The 21541-nt window shown below is 49.3% G+C and carries 17 protein-coding genes; 6 read left to right on the forward strand and 11 right to left on the reverse strand.

Translation table 11 applies throughout. From position 1 onward, the window contains the following. Positions 1-26 precede the first annotated feature (26 nt). Positions 27-395 carry a carboxymuconolactone decarboxylase family protein gene (locus BMW94_RS25610; protein ID WP_091001596.1) on the reverse strand — a complete coding sequence of 123 codons (369 nt, stop codon included), beginning with the start codon at positions 393-395 and terminating at the stop codon, positions 27-29. An 11-nt stretch (positions 396-406) separates the two neighbouring features. Further along, positions 407-2038, reverse strand: coding sequence for a thiamine pyrophosphate-binding protein (locus tag BMW94_RS25615; protein ID WP_091001597.1), 1632 nt, complete (start codon positions 2036-2038; stop codon positions 407-409). 407 nt (positions 2039-2445) lie between these two features. On the opposite strand from BMW94_RS25615, the gene BMW94_RS25620 reads away from it, so the two are divergent. After that, positions 2446-3417 carry a Gfo/Idh/MocA family protein gene (locus BMW94_RS25620; RefSeq protein WP_091001598.1) on the forward strand — a complete coding sequence of 324 codons (972 nt, stop codon included), beginning with the start codon at positions 2446-2448 and terminating at the stop codon, positions 3415-3417. A gap of 124 nt (positions 3418-3541) precedes the next feature. On the opposite strand, the gene BMW94_RS25625 is transcribed toward BMW94_RS25620, so the two are convergent. Further along, positions 3542-5260 carry a methyl-accepting chemotaxis protein gene (locus tag BMW94_RS25625; RefSeq protein WP_091001599.1) on the reverse strand — a complete coding sequence of 573 codons (1719 nt, stop codon included), beginning with the start codon at positions 5258-5260 and terminating at the stop codon, positions 3542-3544. A gap of 286 nt (positions 5261-5546) precedes the next feature. On the opposite strand from BMW94_RS25625, the gene BMW94_RS25630 reads away from it, so the two are divergent. Next, a complete protein-coding gene (locus BMW94_RS25630; RefSeq protein WP_091001635.1) occupies positions 5547-6233 on the forward strand; it encodes an HAD hydrolase-like protein in 687 nt (228 codons plus the stop codon). A gap of 95 nt (positions 6234-6328) precedes the next feature. On the opposite strand, the gene BMW94_RS25635 is transcribed toward BMW94_RS25630, so the two are convergent. The 5 genes from BMW94_RS25635 to BMW94_RS25655 are packed head-to-tail and all read right to left on the reverse strand — an operon-like array spanning position 6329 to position 12685. Further along, on the reverse strand, positions 6329-7522 hold the full coding sequence (locus tag BMW94_RS25635) for a YheC/YheD family endospore coat-associated protein (protein ID WP_091001600.1): 1194 nt from the start codon (positions 7520-7522) through the stop codon (positions 6329-6331). A gap of 35 nt (positions 7523-7557) precedes the next feature. Further along, entirely contained in the window at positions 7558-8664 is a 1107-nt protein-coding gene (locus tag BMW94_RS25640) for a YheC/YheD family endospore coat-associated protein (RefSeq protein WP_091001601.1), read from the reverse strand. Beyond that, positions 8664-10037 (reverse strand): YheC/YheD family endospore coat-associated protein, encoded by a 1374-nt coding sequence (locus tag BMW94_RS25645; protein ID WP_091001602.1) that lies wholly within the window; start codon positions 10035-10037, stop codon positions 8664-8666. Before BMW94_RS25645 ends, BMW94_RS25640 begins: the two co-directional genes overlap by 1 nt. 59 nt (positions 10038-10096) lie before the next feature. After that, positions 10097-11287 (reverse strand): YheC/YheD family endospore coat-associated protein, encoded by a 1191-nt coding sequence (locus tag BMW94_RS25650; RefSeq protein WP_091001603.1) that lies wholly within the window; start codon positions 11285-11287, stop codon positions 10097-10099. A gap of 30 nt (positions 11288-11317) precedes the next feature. Further along, on the reverse strand, positions 11318-12685 hold the full coding sequence (locus BMW94_RS25655) for a YheC/YheD family endospore coat-associated protein (protein ID WP_091001604.1): 1368 nt from the start codon (positions 12683-12685) through the stop codon (positions 11318-11320). Positions 12686-12965: 280 nt separating this feature from the next. Between BMW94_RS25655 and BMW94_RS25660 the strand changes: the two genes are divergently transcribed. The 3 genes from BMW94_RS25660 to BMW94_RS25670 all read left to right on the forward strand — a co-directional run bounded on the left by BMW94_RS25660 (position 12966) and on the right by BMW94_RS25670 (position 15274). Further along, positions 12966-13313 (forward strand): YlbF/YmcA family competence regulator, encoded by a 348-nt coding sequence (locus BMW94_RS25660; protein ID WP_076289793.1) that lies wholly within the window; start codon positions 12966-12968, stop codon positions 13311-13313. Positions 13314-13417: 104 nt separating this feature from the next. Beyond that, entirely contained in the window at positions 13418-13702 is a 285-nt protein-coding gene (locus tag BMW94_RS25665) for a hypothetical protein (protein ID WP_090808856.1), read from the forward strand. Between the two features lie 237 nt (positions 13703-13939). Next, positions 13940-15274: a DRTGG domain-containing protein gene (locus BMW94_RS25670; RefSeq protein WP_091001605.1), complete on the forward strand. Its 1335-nt coding sequence runs from the start codon at positions 13940-13942 to the stop codon at positions 15272-15274. A 166-nt stretch (positions 15275-15440) separates the two neighbouring features. Here the strand turns inward: BMW94_RS25670 and BMW94_RS25675 are convergent, their stop codons facing one another. The 3 genes from BMW94_RS25675 to BMW94_RS25685 form a co-directional block, all read right to left on the reverse strand. Continuing rightward, on the reverse strand, positions 15441-15782 hold the full coding sequence (locus tag BMW94_RS25675) for a YtpI family protein (RefSeq protein ID WP_175480853.1): 342 nt from the start codon (positions 15780-15782) through the stop codon (positions 15441-15443). A gap of 98 nt (positions 15783-15880) precedes the next feature. After that, positions 15881-16369 (reverse strand): sporulation membrane protein YtrI, encoded by a 489-nt coding sequence (locus BMW94_RS25680; RefSeq protein WP_091001606.1) that lies wholly within the window; start codon positions 16367-16369, stop codon positions 15881-15883. Between the two features lie 21 nt (positions 16370-16390). Further along, on the reverse strand, positions 16391-16720 hold the full coding sequence (locus BMW94_RS25685) for a YtrH family sporulation protein (protein WP_024629128.1): 330 nt from the start codon (positions 16718-16720) through the stop codon (positions 16391-16393). A 307-nt stretch (positions 16721-17027) separates the two neighbouring features. Here BMW94_RS25685 and BMW94_RS25690 point away from each other — a divergent pair, with 307 nt between their 5' ends. Further along, positions 17028-21092 (forward strand): DNA polymerase III subunit alpha, encoded by a 4065-nt coding sequence (locus tag BMW94_RS25690; RefSeq protein ID WP_091001607.1) that lies wholly within the window; start codon positions 17028-17030, stop codon positions 21090-21092. Positions 21093-21541 lie beyond the last annotated feature (449 nt).

A 21541-nucleotide genomic window follows, 5' to 3' on the forward strand; every position in this document is an offset into this window, starting at 1 on the left:
CGTGTATAAAAATGTAGAAGATTGAATTATTGGATTTCATCCAGTGTAGCGAGCAATATATTAAATGCACTGATGATCCGTGGAGCACCAACACACGGTGCCAGATGCAGCAGAATTCCTTTGAGCTGATCCACGGTTACACCGACGCTGAGTGCCATTGCATAATGAACTCCCAGCTGCTCATATTGTCCCATGGAAATCAGTGAGGAAATAATCGCAACTTCCTTCCATTGATCGGTAATGGTTGTACGCTGAAAAATATCCCCGTAAGCCGTTCCCATGATAAACTCGGCGAGCTCTGGGAACTGATCCTTAATCGGTGTCAGTGCTTTTGCGCCATATTCACCGGAAAGCTTTGCAAAACGCTCCAATCCTTGAGTCACTTGTTCACTCATCTATGTTCCTCCTAGTTCAAAGTCACGGTACGGTGAGCCGTGGGTGGAATTTCGTCGCGATCGGTAAGAAGCTCAATGACGGTAACCTGATTCAGCTGCTGCGCGGTCTGGAGAGCCGAGGTGAATTCGGCCCGTGTTTCTGCCCGAAAAGCAACCGCACCAAGCGATGCGGCAAACTTTGCCGCATCCACGGGAACCTCGTACAAGGTGCCATCGATTCGGCCTGTTGTTTTTTCCATGCCTTTTAGTGCCATATCCAGCTGTTTATTGTTTACGACGATGAAGATGACTGGCAGATTATTGCATACAGCGGTGTTAATTTCGGTTCCAAGCATCATGAAGCACCCGTCACCGGTAATGCATAGAATTGTTTCTTCCGGTGCAGCAGTCTTTGCCCCAATAGCCATACCAATGGCATTGCCCATGCAGGCAAAGTAGGCGTCAAATACAAAGCTGCCGGGTTTCTTGACTTTATATCGTTGAACCGCATGAAAACCATGACTGCCATCATCCACAAACAGCTTATGATCATATGGAAGCAGTTCACTCATTTCTTCCAGGACAGAAGCCAGGGACAGGTTCGGAAGATCAGGTAGAGGTACGGTGTAATCCACAGTTGTCGTCTCTGATGGAACAGCAGGTTGTTCTGTCAGTGTACCGAGCAAAAACTGCAGATTATCCTTCAAATCGCCGGTGATATGTAAGGTTTGTGCGTGAAGTATTTTACCAACGAATGTAGGATCAGCGTCGAATTGAATCAGATGTGCAGGGTGGTTTTCAGGCTTCAAATTACAAATTGTCATATCACTGAGACGTGAACCGAGTACGATATAGAGATCACTTTGATTGAGCAGTTCATCTGCATGTGGGACGCCGCCAACACCGCAAGGCCCATGGTATAGGGGATGATCCCAGGCGATGGCACCTTTTCCTCCAGGAGAAGTGATGACAGGAATATTAAAATGTTCGGCAAAATGGAGCAATTCAACATGAGCTCTAGCACGATTGACACCTTTGCCTGCAATAATTAAAGGATGACTGGACTGTTGAAGTAAGGGGAGGATACGATTCAGGTTGGATACGCTAATCAGGGGTTCAGGCTCCGGGATGACAACCCGGAAGTCAGCGAGCTGTTCGGTTTGTACATCAAACGGAAGACAGAGATGGACGGGTCCTTTGTTGGGACCGAGTGCAATGGAAAGGGCATGATTCAAAATGGTGCTGAAATGATCGCCGCGCTCCACCAGCTTGCTGAACAGTGTCGCAGGACGGAACATCTCCGCCAGATCGGCTAAGTAGGAAGAGGAATCCTGACATTGCGGAAACCCCAATTCCTGAATGGATTGATGACCGGTAATAAACAGGACAGGCAAGTTATTGGCTTTGGCATGGGCTGCGGCGGTGAGCAAGTTGGTTCCGCCCGGACCAGAAGTAGCGAAGGCCACACCCAGTTTCCCTGTTTGGAGGGCATAACCCGATGCGGCAAATCCTGAACTGGATTCATGACGACCTGGAATGAATTCCAAACCGTAATCGACCATTTTCAGGACAGCAGGACAGATGGATTTTCCGATAATACCAAAGACATGAGTAACGCCTAAATTACGCAGAGCTTCTGCCAAATAGTCCGCAACTGTTCTCATGCGGGACACCTCGCTTCACAAAATAGGTTTTTGGACCCACAGGTCAAGTTCCATTTTTGGAGTGTATGTCGTTGTCTAAGGTTGTAAAAGGAAATAAATCCTTGTTAATAGGAAGAGTAGCTTTTTTTGTGGTTTTTTGTCAACTCATTTTATGAGTATAAATTCCTGATTCTTAGGTTGGAAACGCTTAATGTCCTGTCCCATATGAGGAAATAAATTGGTCATATATTCCTGCTGAAAATTACCTATAAACATAATTTATGAAATAAAATGTAAATTATAATAGAATGTGATGGATTTATTTTATGTAGGTTAAATTAGGATCTTGTGCTTTCCATTTCCCATCCGTTCAAGGATTGGCAATGTTAAGCTTTCTGTTATACTGAAATTTGATGGGAGTGAGTTGAATGAAAACGATAAAAATGGCCGTAATTGGACTGGGCAAAATGGGAATACATATGATACATCAGACAACACAGGCAGAACTATCCGAAAAAGTAGAAATTGTAGCGGTGTGCGACTCCAGTGAGGAAAATTTGACATCATTTGCTTCATCTCATCCTGAGACGAAGACGTATACGGATTTCAAGCAATTGCTCGATACACATCCGGTTAATTTGCTGTACATTGCAGTTCCGCCTAAATATCATTACCCTGTCGTTATGGAGGCACTAAAGCGCAAGATTCATGTATTCTGTGAGAAGCCACTGGCAAACAGCGTGGAGGAAGCCAAAGCAATGCTGGAGGCAGCCGAGAAGGCCGGTGTAGTACACGCAATCCATTTCTCCATGCCGCATGAACCATCTGTAGTGAAGTTGCAGGAGTTGATCCGTCAGGAAACAATTGGCGAGATTCGCAAAATCGATCTGATTCTGCAATTTCCTCAGTGGCCACGAGCCTGGCAGCAAAATGCCTGGATTACCAGCCGCGAGCAGGGCGGATTTATTCTTGAAGTGGGAATCCACTGGATTCATATGATCCAAAATGTGTTTGGTGCTATCCGGGTGATTCACAGTCAGGTTCAATTTCCTGAAAATACAGGTGAATGTGAACATGAAGTTCAGGCTGCCATGGAGCTGAAGGATGGAACCCGAATTCATTTAAATGGGATTGCTCATTTTGCAGGTGAAGAGCGTGTATCTATGGTGGTTTACGGTACAGAAGGGTCCATTGCTTTGGAAAACTGGGATCAACTATGGAGTGGACGCATCGGAGGGCCGCTTGTTCCCGTTGAAGTTGATGAATCCTTAAGCCAGCTGCCTGTACTTAAACATGTTATTGCCCGTATTCAAGGCGAGCCTGCCAAAATATACGACTTCAACGATGGCTATCAGGCTCAGGTTGTCCTGGAAGCACTTCGTAATCCGGATCAATCCTGATCCCAGAGAAGTACTAAGCTAGAAGCGGAGTCATGTTAAATTTTCTTTCCTTATACAAAAAAAGAAGCAGATCCTCATGGAGCAGGCTCTGCTTCTTTGTGTTATTCGGATCTGATCCATAGGGTCAAGACAGCTTAAAGCGGTTAACCAATTGATCGAGCGCATCTGACATATCGTTCAATTGCTTGGACGTTTCCGCCATTTCCTGTAAGGACGCAAGCTGCTCCTCGGTCATAGCCGATACTTCCTCCGTGGCAGATGCGGTGTCCTCTACAACGGCAGATACTTCGTTAATGGATGTCATTACCGCTTCACTGCCTGAGGTGAGCTCTTCAACCACAGCGGATACATCCAGCATCTCAGCGCTGAGATCTTGAATGTGCAACGTAATATTCGCAAAGGCTTGGCCCGCATCTTCAATCGTTTGCAAGCCTTCGCTGACATGCTGTGTACTGCCTTCGACTTCATGAACGGTGCTCTGTATACCAGCTACGACCGTCTCCAGAATGCTTGTAATTTCTTTGGCAGAGGTGGCGCTTTGATCTGCCAGATTCCGAATTTCTCCAGCGACTACAGCGAATCCGCGTCCATTCTCCCCTGCACGCGCCGCTTCAATTCCGGCATTAAGCGCGAGCAGATTCGTTTGTCTTGCAATGCCTGACATGGAATCGGCAATGTTGATGACCTGATCGGACATTTTGGATATTTCATGAATGGCTCCCTGAACAGACAGGAAGGATTGTTCGATGGTCCCCATTTTGCCAACCGCATTATTAATTCGCTGCTGTCCATCGAGTGCAATGGACTCTGTGCGTACAGCGCGTTCAGCAGCCTCCGATGCGGAGCCGGCAACCCGGTTGAGTCCGGTCAGGGATTGTTCCATCGCAGCGACCATGGTTTGAGTAAGAGCAACCTGCTCATCTGCGCCTTCGGCCACACGTTCCATGGCTGCGGCAACCTCTTTTCCAGCCAGATGACTGTCGGACACGCCTTTATCCAGCCGGTCAGATGCGGCATTCAGGGTGGTAGCGTTGCTTTGCACGTCCAGCATCATCTGCTGCAAACCAAGGAGCATCATATTGGCTGCCTCCGCAAGTTCCCGCGTTTCATCCTTCATCGGTGTGGCAATGCGCAGTGTCAGATCGCCATTGGAGGAGCCTATGTCATTCAGCGCGCGGATTACTGTACGAATGTTTTTAACAATGGAACGGGATAGAATCAGGGCTGCAAAGATCGAGATCAAGGCCACACCGATAAGCGCTCCGTACAGTTCCCAGTTCAAAATTTTGTTCTTTTGCTTCAGCGCTTCAGTGCGATTTTCAGTCAACGTCAGCTCATTGGTGCGAAATGTATTCAAGAGACCACGAATCTCATCCATATCCTTCTTGCCGGGGTCTTCCGCAAAAAATTGCCGGATTGCCTCTATATCATTCGCTTTTCGAAGTGCAATAACCGGCTCGCCAGCGACTTGAATCCAGTCATCCATTTTAGTTGAAATTTCTTCAAGAAGTGCCTGCTGTGACGGGTTATCCGAGACAAGCACTGCCAGTTGATCCTTGAGTACATTCTTCTGTTGAACGCCTGTGTTATAAGGGTCCAGGTAGTTTTCTTGTCCTGTAATTACATAGCCTCGTTGTCCTGTCTCCATGTTCACCATCATATTTTCGATCTCATAGGTGAGATCATGTACCTTCATATCATGATCCACCAGAAAGTCAAGTTCTCGCTGCAACTGGCTGATGCTGTTCTGAATTAATAAAATAGAGCCAGCTAGTACCGCGAGTACGAGCAAATAGCCAAAGCCAATCTTATAAAAAATTTTGAAGGTCCTGTGCTTTTTCATGTTTGTGATCCCTCTCCTTGGGGTATATGTATTTGTCGAAAAAACTTGAATGATAGCTAGTTTAGTCCTTTAGGTGTGGTGTCTAAAGAACTAATTTCAGTATTATACTTAAAGAAAGTTTGAATGTACATAGTTTGATTAATTTATGTATAACGTTTGTGGATATTGTATGACGTTGAAGATACAGATGTTTTACATTGCGCGGTTTACACTGCGAAACGTTTATGTTTATCATGGAAGGGGAACGATTCCGAATACATATCCCAATCCGAAAGGAACATTGGACATGACAAAAGAGACGGTATTGCGTAAACCGGAAGCAATGATTTTTGATATGGATGGTACGTTGTTTCAGACGGAAACTCTGTTGTTGCCAGCCTATCATCAGCTGTTTGATACATTGCGGGCCGAAGGGTATTTTGAAGGAGAGACTCCTCCTGAAGAACGAATGCTGGGAAGCCTGGGAATGTTGTTAGAAGATATATGGAAAGTGGTTATGCCCGAAGCTTCAGTTGCGGCCCATCGACGTGCAGACGAGCTGCTGCTTCAGTTGGAGATTGAAGGGCTGGATGGGGGAAGCTCGCAGCTGTACCCACAAGTAAAAGAGACGCTGGAAGCGTTGAAAGAACAGGGCGTACGGTTATTTGTCGCCAGCAACGGGCTGGAGGACTATGTCAAAGGCGTGGCCTTTGCCCATGAGATCATGCCGCTCTTTGAAGGCGTGTATAGTGCAGGACAGTACAAGACCCCTTCCAAAGTTAACTTGGTTCAGATCCTGCTTGAGAAGCATCGGATTCAGGATGCATGGATGGTAGGGGATCGCTCTTCGGATGTGGAAGCAGGCAAAATGAACAACCAGACCGTTATCGGCTGTGCCTATGCAGGGTTCGGTCGGGATGAAGAACTGGCAGGATCAGATGTACTGATCTCTGATTTTACGGAACTGCTTCGGTTGTATCGGGAAGCCGAGTAGAATAAAACCTACCACCCCAAGTCCATTCGGACGCTGGAGCGGTAGGTTTTTTTGGTTCAAGGAGCATTCGGTTCTTTACCCAGTTAGCCTGACGGTCACGACCGGGATTTTCTGGTCCTTTTAAGGATGGGAGATTTACCTTTTACGCGTTTGACCGGTTTAGTTACCTTTACTCCACGAGGCGGATGAGTTGCATTCGCATGGTTGCGATACACCCACAAGGCGTACTCCAGTGGTTGGGTGATTGCCTTGGAATAAATATCTTTCTCACCAATGCGGGCGAACACTTCACGCGCAGGTTTTGGATTCACTTCAAGCAGATAGATGTGCCCGCTTTTGTCGATCGCCAAATCCAGAGCGAGTTCACACAAGTTTCCATAGGTATTTTCCAGAAACGTGGCTACATCAATTCCGAATTTTTCGGCCGTTGCGTTAATTTCTACTCGCTGCTTCTCATCCGTGATCCATTGTTTCATCAGTTTGTGCATCGCTACGGCCTGACCACCGCCATGCAGATTGGAGGTAACACTTTTCTTCGCGCCCATCCGTCCTGCACATCCAGTTAATTCCCACTGTCCTTCACCGTTCTTCTGAACCAGCATTCGATAATCATGAACACGGCCGTTCGGAAGCTGGAGTTGAATACCCTGCTGCACAAGGTATTTGTCTTTCATATTCCAGTTCTGGAGCAGTGAACCCAGTCGTGATAGATGGACTTTGCGCGGGGTGATGATCCGGCGCTTCTGGTCCCGTCCTTGGACAAGAACCGTATTGGCCTCGCTGCTACGCTCTATGCGTAGAATTCCGCGCCCTCCGGTTCCATTAATGGGCTTCAGATAGATCAGCGAGGAGGCCTTCAGCATTTTGTTGACGTCGGACATATCCTGATACAGAAGAGTGTCGGGCAAATGCTCGCGAAAGGCTGTCTTCGCGGAGAGTGTCTGATGGATGGTCCACTTATTACGCAACGGACGGTTGAGAAAGAGCAAGTGACCATACTTTTGCCGAAAGGAAAGCAATTGCTGAAATCTGCGATTGCGCTGTATGCGGCAGCGGTCGAAGATGATATCCGGGAATGAACGCCATTCCCGGGACCAGCCTTTTTCCGAATGAAAGACCATGGCCTCAATCTGTTTGCCTCCTGGATGTACATCGGCAGGTGTGAACACATAAATATCGAGTCCCCGCTTGCGCCCTTCAAGGATCATTCTGCGGTATATGCTCCGTTCTTCCAGAGCGCGATGTTCATTTAAGTACAACGTCATAATGCCCAGAACAGGTGAGGACACAAACAATCACCTTCTTTAGCTGTTATTCCTGTTCATCATCGTTTAGACTGACGGGCAAGGTAGGCGCTGTACTGAAAAATACGTTCTAATGACCTCCGCCGAATCTGCGGTTCATCGAACTTCATCGGCTTCGCATTCGCTTCGAAGAACCAAATCTCGCCCATATCGTCAACGCCCAGATCCATGGACATTTCACCCAGGGTATGCCCTGAGCCTCTTTCCACTTGTCTCGCAATCAACAATGAAGTGGATTTTACCCGCTTCATCAGTGTATTCGACATTTCTTCCCCGAAGAGATCAGTGAGCAATTTCTCTGGGTCCTCCACACTGCCTCCGCGCGGCACGTGGGTCGTAATACTTCTGGAGCCTGCGAGCCGGGCTCCGACTCCCGTTACGCTCCATTGTCCTTTGCCGTTTTTCTGCACAAGTACCCGTAGATCGAATGGACGCTTGCGGGACGACGCCAGCTCAATACCCTGTTGCATGATATAGGGTGTGTGTCCAGTCTCCTTGCGAATTCTTGCCCATAGCTTGGAGAGTGTTGCCGCTTTGTACGTGGTGCTCTTTCGGGTGCTCTGTATTTTAAGCCGGTAAGGAAGGCGTTCTTTTTCCTGGAACTTGAGCATCATGATGCCTTTGCCGGCCTTGCCACTTTCGGGTTTCAAGTATAGATAGGGATGTGATCGCAGCACCGTCCCTAGAGTGGAGGCCGTTCGCATCCGTCTGGTATGGGGAATCAGGCGCTGGGTAGACTTAGATTTCTTGAGCCATTCGAACAAATTCCATTTATTGAAGAAAAACGGGTTATATAGTTCAATTCCGGAATGCATGCACTCCTCAATTTTGCGCTGTACGGAAGGCTTGCGTTCGTCCTCCCGGTTGGGAATCCGATTGTACAGAACATGGGGAAGAGGGAAGGACTGTGAAGTCCATTTTCCACTCCCATTGTTGTACGTGTATCCTTTTACGGTGGGTCCGCTTACGTTCAAATCTCGCACGGTCACGACGTACACCACAAAACCCATATTTTCCCCTGTCTGCACAATATCCAGGAAATTTTGATGGTTTCCTCTGAACATCCCTCGCTCATCATGCATGGTCAGGACGGCAATGACGGGTTTGAAATCATCCTGCAGGCTCATCAAATACCGTCTCTCTTCCGGAATTTGCTCAAATACAGGCAATGTTCCAAAATGTGCTCCACCGACGATTTTCCTTCCACCCGCAGAGAAGGGTGGCGGAAAATGGAGCGCCCTGGTTTGGCGTTCGCTTCGAACATCCATACATGTTCCTCCTGATCAATGCCCAGATCAAAGCCAATCTCACCAATCAGATGCTGGTGCTGGGTTTCAATCGCCTGGGCCAGTGTAATAGCGACGGATTTGGCATGCTGAAGCACTTCTCCCGCTCGGTCGCCAAAGTTGCGGCTAAGTGCCTGCTCAGGGGTCATCAGGGAGCCGCCGTTTTTGATATGTGTGGTTACGCTGCCTCGACCAGCCTTCTTGGCGCCAATACCAACGACCACCCAATGATTGTTCCCGTTCTTATGCATGTGAAAGCGGAAATCAATCGGACATTCGTCGATCTCAATAAGCCGGATACCCTGTTGTACAACATAACCGCGAAGCTGTTTGCCATGTCTGCCTTGAAGCATGCGCATGAGGCTGTTGAATGAACCAAAACGCAGCAGGGCGTTGCCGCCTTTTTTGCGATAACGGGCGAAATAGCCACGTTTGGGTGAATAGGTCAAGCGGTAGATGCCGTTGCCCAGACTTCCCGCTGTTGGTTTGTAATAGACAAATTGATGGCGTTCCAGCATTTCTTTCATCTGTTCTACCGTCGGATTAGTGATGGATTCAGGAATATATCGTCCGGCTGCAGGATCGTTCTCAAGTAACTTATAGATGTCCGACTTGTTGAAGAAGCTCCAGTTAAAGAACGGGATTTTGCGCCGGACAAATCGCTCACGCAACTGGTTGATTGCTGGTGAAAAGTCCGAGCGGCGGCTAGGCAACCGGTTGTATACGACGTCTGGCAGAGGCACCGTTTTACGGCTGAAACTCCCATTGTCATTAAGGAAGAAACCGGATACCGTTTCATTCTGCCAGTTAATATCTCTTGGGGTGAACGCATAAATATAAGATTTGCGTTTGCCTTCGCGGAGCAGTTGTTTGATAAACCCGGTACGGGAGCCAAACGGATTCGAGCCTGATGAAGGGCCATCAGACAGCACGCCAATCAGTGGACCCAGTTGGACTTCATCGTTCTGCAGGTTGCGGAGATAGATACTGCCCCGTTTCGGAACGTTCATCAGATTGCGTATGCCCGAGGCGAGATAGAGATGTTTACCAGCCTTTTTGATGGGTTTGATGGTTGCGGGCACCCGGTCACGGCCAAACCGCAAATGTATCGTTTTTTTGCCGGATAGATTGAGGCTTTTCATCAATGCGTTGGATATATAAACCACTTTATCCGGCTGCTGTGTGAAATGCAGATTGCAAAAGGTCAAACTCATGATTTATCCTCCTATCCTGAAAAGATCCTTCGGCTCCATGGCAAGCGGGCATGCGGGCCTCAGCCGCCTTGAATCGGGATGGGTTTCAGGCCAGCTGTGCTGGATGTATTCGGCATTTTCATTGGACGTATCACGTCCGTGAGAACATGTTGTTGCAGCAAATAACGGGCATAGGCAAGTGGCCGGGAATAGGTCAGGGCGTGCATGCGTGTGTCACCCGCCTCTGCGAATGAGGATCGGCCCGGTTTTGAATTCACTTCAAGCAGCCAGAGGCGACCCTGAACATCTGCTCCGAAATCAAGACCCAGTTCGGCCAGCCTGCCGAAGCGGTTTTCCAACAGGGTGGGGATGCGTGCGGAAGCCTGCCTGATCGTCTCCACAAGAGCGTTGGTACGATTGCTTCCGTATCGCTCCAACAGATAAGGATGCACAGGATACGCCTTCCCCCCTCCATGCAAATTCGAAGTGAGTGAGCCAGCCGGTCCTTCCCGTACCATACATCCGGTTAGAGACCAGCGCCCTTGCCCATTTTTTTGCACCAAGGCCCTAATGTCGAACGGTCGTCCATGATGACTCAGCTCCAGATAGGGCTGTATCATCATCTTCTTTCCGGCCCTGCTTGAATCCAACCAGGCAGTTACGTCCTGCCGATGATTAAATGTACGTTGAATCAATTCATTGTGTGTATTTCTTCCCTCCATAGTCCAAGAGGAGGGGGGATCACTGGAATAAAGGCGAAACGTATCTTTACCATGGGTGCCCGATACAGGTTTGAAGAAAATACCTTTGGGCCATCGCTTCAGCCATTCCTCCCACGAGGTACCCGGCTGAAGCAATGCTGTAGGTGCAAGAAGGGTACGCAGTTTTGTATCTCCAGATAAGGTTCGGTGGACCTTCCATTTACCAGGCAATGAACCAGACCAATAACGGCGATGATAACCACCACTGGCGGGAACAAGTTCCTGGAGCTGCTGTTTGAACGCTCTGGGGAGCGGCAGCAGACAACGATCCATGATCAGGTTCACAGCAGGGAGAGAGACGACGCTCCAATGTCCTCTATCATATGCATAACCCTGAGTGAGCCGGGATGCGTTAGATTCATTCGATACGGGAAGCACAATGATATGCAGACCATATTTATGGCTTTCCAAACTGAGACGACGACAGAAGAGTTCATCCACGAAAGGAGGCGAGCCTTCTGTTGCCCGAACCAGGATGGCTACTGTGTTTGTCTGATGTTGCAGGAACATACCGCTGCACCTCCTCTAATGGATGACTCTTCAGAATCCGGCCAGATAGGAGGAGTATTCCAGCATCGCTTTGACCGAAGGCCGGATTTTGCTCTCGCTAAGTGGCGTATTATCGTTCTTAGATGGTTTGGAGTTCACTTCAAGCAGCCAGACTCTTCCGCTGGTGTCCAAGGCGAGATCGATGCCGAGTTCACCGAAATGGGCGGGGATGGCACCTTCAATGCCTTTGGCGATATCCAGCGCTGCCGTATGCAATCCTGCATACGCAGAAGCTTTGGCTGATGAGGACAATTGGGTTTTGGCTACAGCTTCTTTGACGGTGCTGAGACTTCCACCACGTGCCAGGTTGGATACATAGTGACTGCCGCCTGCAATACGTGCGACGATGGAAGTGACACTCCATTTACCCGTACGGTTTTTTTGCACAAGCGCACGGAAATCTACGGGTCTGCCGCTGTTATCAATCAGGGAAAGACCCTGTTGGATCTGGTAGCGCGTTGTTTTCATTTTCCCGGACAGACTGGCATACAGTTTATCCAGAGAAGCATACGTTTGTTTTCGGGTCCCCCCAACGCTTGTAGCGAGGGTGAGGAAGCTGCCGTCGTTTTGACGGGAGACCCGGATGATACCTTTGCCAAGCGACCCGCGAACCGGCTTCAGAAAGACAACCGGATATCGATTGCACATCGTTTTGAGTGTGGCGGAGGCTTTGAGCAAATGGGATTCGGGCAGCACTCTCTTCAGCGTTGAAATGGACTTCAAGGCATCGAATACTTCATTTTTGTCCAGAAACTTTTCGTTAAAGGTTTGTGTACCGTAGAGCGATTTTACTTCTTTCATAAAATGCTGTACGCTAGGTTTGTTCTCAAGCTTACGGGACGTCAGCCGGTTATTGACGACGTCTGCTATAGGCAGAACGGTCTTTTTCCAGCCGTCATCATACACCCAGCCTTTCATATAACCCGTTACCGCTCCAATATCCTCCGGTGTGAAAAAGGATACATAAGCGCCCTGCTTCCGGCAGGCGTTCACCAGTTCTTGACAGAACATCGTGATGGAGCCAAAGGGCCGATCGGGCTGATCGGGGTAATCCTGGCTAACCAATACACTGATGTAAGGTCCAAGGCGGAGCGTACGGCTGGCTGAACGATAAGATATGCTCAGGACCGAACGGGGAACAAGGCCGGTCTTGCTGGCTACCGTCTGATTAATGCGCAGACCGTCATACCTAGGAACAGGGATGACAGTGACCTCACGGCGGAAAGAGCCGAATTGCAGCTGAAGCGGCCTTCCCGAAGGGATTTTAAGCGCCTTGAGCACCCCTTCGCCCAGCATGATGACGTCGTCCTGCAGGATGCCCGAGCCGGTAACCTGAATCGTTACTTTTTTAGTGGACATCACGGATCTCCTTCCGGGCGGCAACTTGATGTCTGATCTCGAAGTTGAACGGCATCTGAACATGGCATGTGCTTCATCATATGAGGACATATAACCCTTGGTGATTGACCCATTTGGATTAAATGTATTTGATGCTCGGCAGGTAATGGATGGCATGTTTCCGCAACCTTTGTTTGACGGAAGTGAAATACGTGTATTAACACGGGTGAACGTTGCGATGAGAATGCGAATGAATACGAATGGATAACAGAAGAACAACCCAATTTGAGGAGGAATAATAGTGAACATTTATGACAAAGCCAATGATTTGGCCAAAGCACTGAGAGAAAGCAGCGAGGTGGAAGAAATTACTTCTGCGATGAAGCTGATCGAAGCAGACCCTGAAGCAAAGGCAATGCTGGATAATTTCCGTGATCAACAGATGGAATTGCAACAACGTATGATGAGTGGGGATATGCCTGCACCGGACGAGATGGAGAAAATGGAGAAACTGTTCGAAGTACTGAGCCTGAACCTGAATATCCGTCGTCTGTTTGACGCTGAACGTCGCCTGAGTGTCATTATCGAAGACGTGAACAAAATTATTGCAGACAGCCTGGGTCATCTGTACGGTGGCGCTGAAGCCTAAACCTAACCTTGTCCCGTTTTTTTTGCCTGAACCTCTCATATTAGCTCTTTATCGTTCATAGACTAGACATATAGAGTCGATCAAGAACGAAGGAGCTGTGAATGGTGAAAAGGTTAAAGAAAGCAAAACATGTGATCTATCTGGTTATCGCGTTGTCGATGCTGGTTATTGCGCTGCCGCGGATTTCCTTTGCTGGCGGAATGGACTGGGTTAATATTTTTGGCATCGTATGGGTGCTGTTCTCCTTATTAATCATTGGTGCACATCTGCATTTTATTCTTGGTGTGGATGAAGAGAAGAAGCGTGCACTGGAAGCTGTTCGGCGGGCAAAGCTGCGGCAGTGGGAGATGAAACTGGTGGACAAGCAGGAACAGAGCAAATCTGTATAAGGTTTGGATCACATATGACATGGTGTTAGCGATGGTTCTATCTGTCTAAGTAAGACCGGATTCCCTTTGGTATGAAAGGGACCGGTCTTTTTTGTACCCATTATTTGCTGTTTCTATTATTCAGGATCAATGTATCGAAGTTATTTAGGAGAAAGGTGCGTGGAATGGGGTTATTTTCCTAAGGTCGTGTTATAATAGATACAGAATAGTACAGATGCATCTTCGGGGGTGGTACAGATGGACGGACAGGAAGAAAACGTGACGAAGCACGAACAATTGCTTCAACATATTGAACAACTGAAGGTAGGCAGCAAAATATCGGTGCGCGGACTGGCGCGGGAGCTGGGCGTAAGTGAAGGGACAGCATATCGTGCGGTAAAAGAGGCAGAGAACTTCGGCCTGGTCGTGACCAAGGAACGAATTGGAACAGTGCGGATCGAGAAAAGACCTCGCGGCATGACCGAGCAGCTGACTTTTGCCGATGTAGTAACCATCGTCGAAGGTCATGTGCTGGGTGGTAGTGACGGTCTGGCCAAACCGCTTCACAAGTACGTGATCGGTGCGATGAAAGAGCAGGCTATGGCCCGTTACATTGATGCAGGAAGCCTGTTGATTGTCGGGAACCGGGACAATGCACACTCCCTTGCCCTCGAACAGGGCGCTGGTGTATTAATTACAGGTGGCTTTGGTACAAGCCGTGAAGTGAGAGTGATGGCTGATGAGTTGGGTCTGCCCATCATTTCCTCCCGACATGATACGTTCACAGTGGCTTCAATGATTAACCGTGCGATCTTTGATCGACTGATTAAGAAAAAGATTATGCTGGTAGAGGATATCATCGGTCAGAAACCCCGCCTTCAGGTGCTTAAGGTGACCAGTTCAGCCGCGGATTTTCACCTGCTGGTTTCTGAAACGGGAGAGCACCGCTTCCCGGTAGTAGATGAATGGAACCGGGTTATCGGTATTGTAAGTCTCAAAGATGTGAGCGAGTTAAAAGAGGATCAGAGTATTGAAAAGTGTGTTGTACGCCGCCCAATCACAGCGTCACTGCAAACCTCACTAGCTTCGGCTGCACAGATCATGACGTGGGAAGGCATTGACTTTCTGCCGATTGTGGATCGGAACCGTAAACTGATTGCATCCGTCACCCGTAAGGAAGTGCTGCAGGCGATGCGTGATGCACAGAAGCAGCCACAGCTTGGAGAGACGTTTGATCATCTGATCTGGAACGGGTTTGCGGAAGAGCGTGGAGAACAAAACGAATTGTTTTTCCACGGATTTATCATTCCGCAGATGGCGACAGACCTTGGTACCATCTCGGAAGGCGTTCTGCTGAATGTGATGACACAGGCGGGACGGCGTGCCGCCTGGGACGTTACAGGTAACGACCATGTTGTGGATAATGTAACAACGTATTTTGTTCGTCCGGTACAGATTGAAGATCAGATTTTGGTTCGTCCCATTATTCTGGAGACAAGTCGTCGGACTTGCAAAATGGATATTGTCATAACCCGTGATGGAAATGTGGTATGCAAAGCGGTGATGACTCTGCAATCCATTGACCATGCCTAGAAGGGCGAGAAATTCTGCGTTCGGAAAATATCATCAGTTCACAAAAAGAGAGTATCCTCTTATCGAAATAGCGCACTGTACCCCCGAAATTAACGAGGTTCAGGCTTGTTCGATAGATGAGGGTACTCTCTTTTTGGCAGAGCGCCATGACATCCGGCTACATGCATCAGGCAGATTGTCCGGATGTCTTGCCAGCTCCACCATCTGCATGCTGCTGAAGGCGAGCATAGTAGCTGCGGTTACGCAATCCGGCAAATAAATTATACGCTCCCATAATCAGAAATAGCGCTTCCACAACAACGGATAGCGTAGAACCGGTAAACACAAACATCAGGATGAGGGCAAGAATAATCAGCATGCTGCCCATCCAGATGTTGGTCCATGACCGATAAAGACCTATGGCGATGGGATCAGTGGTCCGGCGCGAACGAATGCTGTTCAGAGCTGAACAGACCATGGCCAGGGCAAAGATGGCGATTAGGGCATATTTGAGTACATCGATGAACACAAAGACGCAGCTCCTTTTCTGGAAAGCATTTACTGCCCTTATTGTACCATGCAGGCAGAGGGCAAGGGCAGTTTTTTTCCGGGGCTGTCATCCATTGTTTAAGCCGGAACGTGCATCCGAATCTGTACCCAAACTTGTAATACACCTTCCATCACCAGCATCGTTTTCACCTGGACGGTATATTCCTTTTCTCTGACCGTGTATACCTTTTGGTTGAGCATGATGCGCGTCATTTTGCTGTACTCATCGATATTGAAGACGTCGCGGCCCCGGAGCACCTCAAGTTCATCGCCCAGTTTCTGCAACATCACTTTTAGGGAGGCCTCGTCCGGACCTTTGTCAGAATCTTCTGCACGGACCTTAATTTCCTTGATGACGGTTTGGCGTTTACTGTATTTTTTCAGCGTTTTAATATCCTCCTCATTCTGATGCAGCTGAAGCTGCAACTCCTGATTATTGAGCCACAACTCGTTGTAACTCAGGTGAAATACACCGTTGTACACGACACAACCGGCGATCATTCCCAGAACAAAGACAGCAGTCATGCGCATAAGCGGGCGGTAACGTGAAAAAGGCGGGACTCTCATGGGCGCTGTCCTGGAGTCATGCTAACCCCGTCCCCCACCGCAAACCCATTTCACCAGTTCAGTACCCATGTGGGCGCCCATAAAGGCGGATATCAAATACAGAATTTGTTTGACTGCCGGAGACAGGTTGCCGTCCAGCACGTTGCTTTCGATCACCCGCATCGGATCGATTGTACCGCCAACGGCTGCCGCGAGCGCCCAAATTTTAATTTTCCCAGCGACATCAAGCATTGTCTGTGTCGGAGGCTGGAGAGAGACCACCGCTCCTATACCTCCAATCATCGCGCCGCCCAGCACGATCCCAAACGCAATGAAGAAATCAAGAATGGCTTTGGACAAAAATGTGCTCATCCGGCAACACCCCTTTCAGACCCAGCAGCACACCTCCTGTCTTCGGTCCGTAACAGGGGGAGCGGCTTGTACTTCTATTGTATGGGCGTGCCCCCGAACGTTATGATAAAATAGAATAATAAAACACGCTTCATTAGGATGAATCCTTAGTTTTCATTCATTTCATTTATAGCAGTATTTAGCATGAATACAGAAAGCGACTTTCGGTCTAAACCGAAGGATGAAAAATACGGATAGAAGAAGATAGTGCAGTAACCTGATGCAAGAAGGTTGCTGCGACTGTCCATAGCGAAAGGAAGAAAAAAACATGAGTTCTTTTGTGCATTTGCACGTTCACAGTGAATACAGTTTGCTGGACGGCGCTGCGCGTATACCGGATCTCGTGAATAAAGCCGCGGATCTCGGAATGACTACGCTGGCATTGACCGACCACGGTGTAATGTATGGTGCAATTCCTTTCTATAAAGCATGTGTCGAGCGGGGGATAAAGCCGATCATTGGGTGTGAGGCTTATATGACTGCCGGGTCTCGCAAAGAGCGGGGAAGCCGCAAGGATCAGCCGATCCATCATCTGATTTTACTAGCCAAAAATATGACCGGTTATCAAAATCTGATGAAACTATGCTCCATCGGACATTTGGAAGGCTTCCATTACAAACCACGCATTGATATGGAGAGTCTGGCTGCCCATCACGAGGGTATCATCTGTTTAAGTGCATGTCTGGGAGGCGAGGTTCCCCAACATCTGCTTCATGGACGTGAGGAAGAGGCAAAGCGTGCGGCGCTGCGTTACAAACATATTTTTGGTGCCGATTTCTATCTGGAGCTGCAGGATCATGGGTTATCTGAGCAAAAAAGAGTAAACCCTCAGCTGATCCGTCTGGCAGCAGAGCTTGATATTCCACTGGTGGCGACCAATGATGCGCACTATCTGTCCGAAGAGGACGCCGAGCTTCAGGATGTGTTGATCTGCATCGGAACAGGGAAAACAGTAGATGACGAGAGTCGGCTGCGCATTGGAACCAATCAGCTTTATCTCAAGAGTGAACAAGAAATGGCGCGTTTGTTCCCCCATGTGCCCGAGGCACTGGAGAATACGGCTCGCATCGCGGAGTCGTGTGAGTTGCAGCTCGAATTCGGCAAATCCATTTTGCCGGAGTACAGACCGCTTCCTGAAGGGAAAAGTCCGTCTGCCTATCTGCGTCAGTTGTGCGAAGAGGGAATGGAAGAGCGTTATAGTGAATCTTCACGTTGGACGGACACGAAGCTCAGAGTCGAACTTGAACAGCGTCTGGATTATGAGCTCCGGGTTATAGACAGTATGGGATTCTCGGATTATTTCCTGATCGTATGGGATTTTATCGCGTATTCTCACCAGCAGGGCATTGTCACTGGACCTGGTCGTGGCTCGTCGGCAGGGAGTCTGGTTGCCTATACCTTGCGTATTACAGACGTTGATCCCATGAAGTATAACCTGCTCTTCGAGCGGTTTCTGAATCCGGAACGGATCTCCATGCCGGATATTGATATCGACTTCAGCGATGAACGGCGGGACGAAGTCATTGAATATGTAGCTGAAAAATACGGCAAAGCCCATGTCGCCCAAATCATTACCTTTGGTACGATGGCTGCCCGTGCAGCCGTTCGGGACGTGGGACGTGCACTCAATGTGCCTTACGGCGAGGTGGACAAGGCAGCGAAGCTGATTCCTGCACAGCTTGGTATTAACATTCAGCGGGCAATGGAAGCCACCCCTGAACTGAAGGCTCTGTATGAGACCAAGCCAAAAACACGTGAATTGCTCGATATGGCCATGAAGGTAGAAGGCATGCCGCGTCATGCTTCCACGCATGCGGCGGGGGTTGTCATCTCCCGTGATCCGCTGACGGATGCTGTTCCGCTTCAGGAGGGCAGTGAGGGAACGGCCTTAACGCAATATTCCATGGAAAACCTGGAGTCTATCGGACTGCTCAAAATGGACTTCCTCGGTCTGCGTACCCTTTCAATTATTGAACGCTGTCTGCGCTGGATTGGTGAAAATGGCGAAATTCTGGATTTCCGCCATATTCCGGACGACGATGCACTCACGTATGAGATGCTTGGTCGAGGTGACACGATGGGTATATTCCAGCTCGAATCGGCAGGAGTGCGTCGTGTCCTCAAGGAGCTGAAGCCGAGTGTATTTGAAGATATTATTTCCGTACTTGCCTTGTATCGTCCGGGCCCGATGGAGTTCATATCCAAATACATTCAGGGCAAACACGGACAGATCGAAGTGGATTATCCCCATGCGGATTTGGAGTCCATTCTCAAGGATACGTATGGCATCATTGTATATCAGGAACAAATTATGCAGATTGCTTCCCGGATGGCGGGCTTCTCTCTCGGCGAAGCAGATTTGCTCCGCAGAGCGGTTTCCAAGAAGAAACGGGAAGTGTTGGATCTCGAACGTGGACATTTTGTTCAGGGCAGTCTGAAGCAAGGATACAGTGAAGCGGAGGCAGACCTGGTCTATGACATGATCGTCAAGTTTGCCAACTACGGTTTCCCGCGTGCTCATGCCGCTGCGTATGGCGTGCTTGCTTTCCAGACGGCTTATCTGAAAGCACATTATCCCATTCATTTTATGGCATCGATGTTAACAGCCGTTATGGGCAGTCACCGCAAAGTAGCGGAGTACGTTGTGGAATGCCGTCGCATGGATATTGAAGTACTTCCACCGGATGTGAATGAGAGCGGTATTCTGTTTACACCTGTACTTGCATCATCCCGCAGCACCGGGGCTGGACAAGCGACGGAAAGCCAACGTTTAGGGGGAGAGCAAGGTGAGGGCGGTACAGCAAGTCCTACGATGGAACATGCCGTACATGATGAAGCGCATTATTCGGGACAAGCGGAGTACGGTGAAGCCCCGCTGCCGGATGACCCGGGTCCCACACCGGACGAAGACGGTAGTGCCTACGAGTGGCAGGCAGCAACGGCTATGCCAGAGCAGTCCGAGGATCGGATTAATTCGGGCGTAGTGACTGTTTCTACAGCAGAACGTTTGCATGGGACTGGGGAAGAGGAGTCCTCGCATTCCGAACCGCATGAAATATCTGCTGTACAGGAGAAAGATGGATTGTCGAATCAGAACTCTGATGCAGGTACTGTAACCGGGGCGATACGTTTCGGTCTGGCTGCGGTGAAAAATGTAGGTACCCAGGCGATGGAAAGTATCATGATTGTACGGCAGGAAAGACCGTTCGACAGCCTGCTCGATTTTTGTCGTCGCGTCGATTTGCGGGTATGCAACAAACGTGTGATTGAATCGCTTATTCAGGCGGGAGCCTTTGATACACTGCCTGGGCACCGTGCTCAATTACTGGCGATGCTGGATGAGACCGTGGAAGCGGCTCTGAAATGGCGCAAGGAACGCGAGGATCTGCAAATTCAATTGTTTGATTTTGTCGAAACGCCGAACTGGGAGATTGAATATCCCGAAATTCCGCCTTATTCCGGGAGTCAGCAGTTGGAGCTGGAACGTGAGCTGTTAGGTTTGTATCTCTCTGGTCATCCATTGGATGACTACGAAGATGTGCTTGAATCCAGCGGCGCAGATCGCATTATGGAGCTGACGGAAGCGGCTGACGATACGATGGCCGTCGCAGCCGGGATGGTCGTGTCTGTGAAGTCGATTACGACGAAACAGGGCAAGGCTATGGCGTTCATGGAGCTGGAAGACCAGATCGAACGCTGTGAAGTGGTTCTCTTTCCCGAAGTATGGCGGCGCAGCCAGCAGCATGTCGGGAAAGGTGAACTGCTCGTCGTGCGCGCCAAGGTGCAGCAGCAGGACGAAGGGTTCAAGCTGCTGGCTGAGGAAGTGGCGCCGTTGTCACCGGCGGCACTGGAACAGCAGCTGCGCAGCCGCGAACGGCGCGGTAAGCCCGGCAGCGGCAGTGCTTCGCGCCCGGCGGCTCCGCCACGGCAGGCGGGCGGCGCGGGAGCCGGAGCGCAGCGCAGCAGCGGAAGTCAGGGTCCGGCAGCGTCGCACAGCGCTGCGGGTGGCTCTGGGGCGGCCAATGCTAATGGGGCCGCTTCCGTGGCTCGCCGGGCCGCTGAGGCCGCTGGTGGCACGGAGCAGAGCCGTGGGCCGCGAGTGGTGGAGCAGCGGGTGTTCGTGAAGATTACCCCGCAGGCGGAGAAACCGGAGCTTCTGGCCCGACTGAAACAATTGCTTCAGCAGCATTCGGGTCCGGTGGCGACGGTACTCTTTTATGAACAGCAGCAGAAGCTGCTCGCGTTGAGTGATGCCTACCGGATTAAACCTTCGCCCGCTTTGTTCTCCGAGATGGAGAAGATGCTGGGTAAGGGCACGGTCAAAATAAAATAATAGGCGATCACGCAAGCGATTGTTTTTCTTGATTCAAAGCGCTAACGAATCTACCGCGCCTTAAAAGGCGGATGATCGTAAAATGCAAAATTTAACGAACTTCATGGACCTCTGTCAAGAAAGTAGACACCTATGCTATGGATTTACCGGTACAACACTTCGTCACGACCTATAGAATGACGAAATAACATCTCTGTGATTCCTTAAACCGCAGACATGTGGAAATTGGAGCTAATAGCGTGCGCTGGATTTGTTAGGTCCGAATCGAATAAAACTAAAAAGGTATCTCAGGCCATGCTCATGACTTTGGGACAGCCCTCGTATTCCCCATGATGAAACCTGTTCGGCCAACTGCCGAGCAGGTTTTTCGTATTTATTTTACCAATTCCATAAGGTATGCAGGCGAAGTGATATGGAACGCATGCAAGCATGTAATATGTGAATCTTTT

The organism is Paenibacillus sp. OK003 (assembly GCF_900109515.1).
Lineage (GTDB): Bacteria > Bacillota > Bacilli > Paenibacillales > Paenibacillaceae > Paenibacillus > Paenibacillus marchantiae.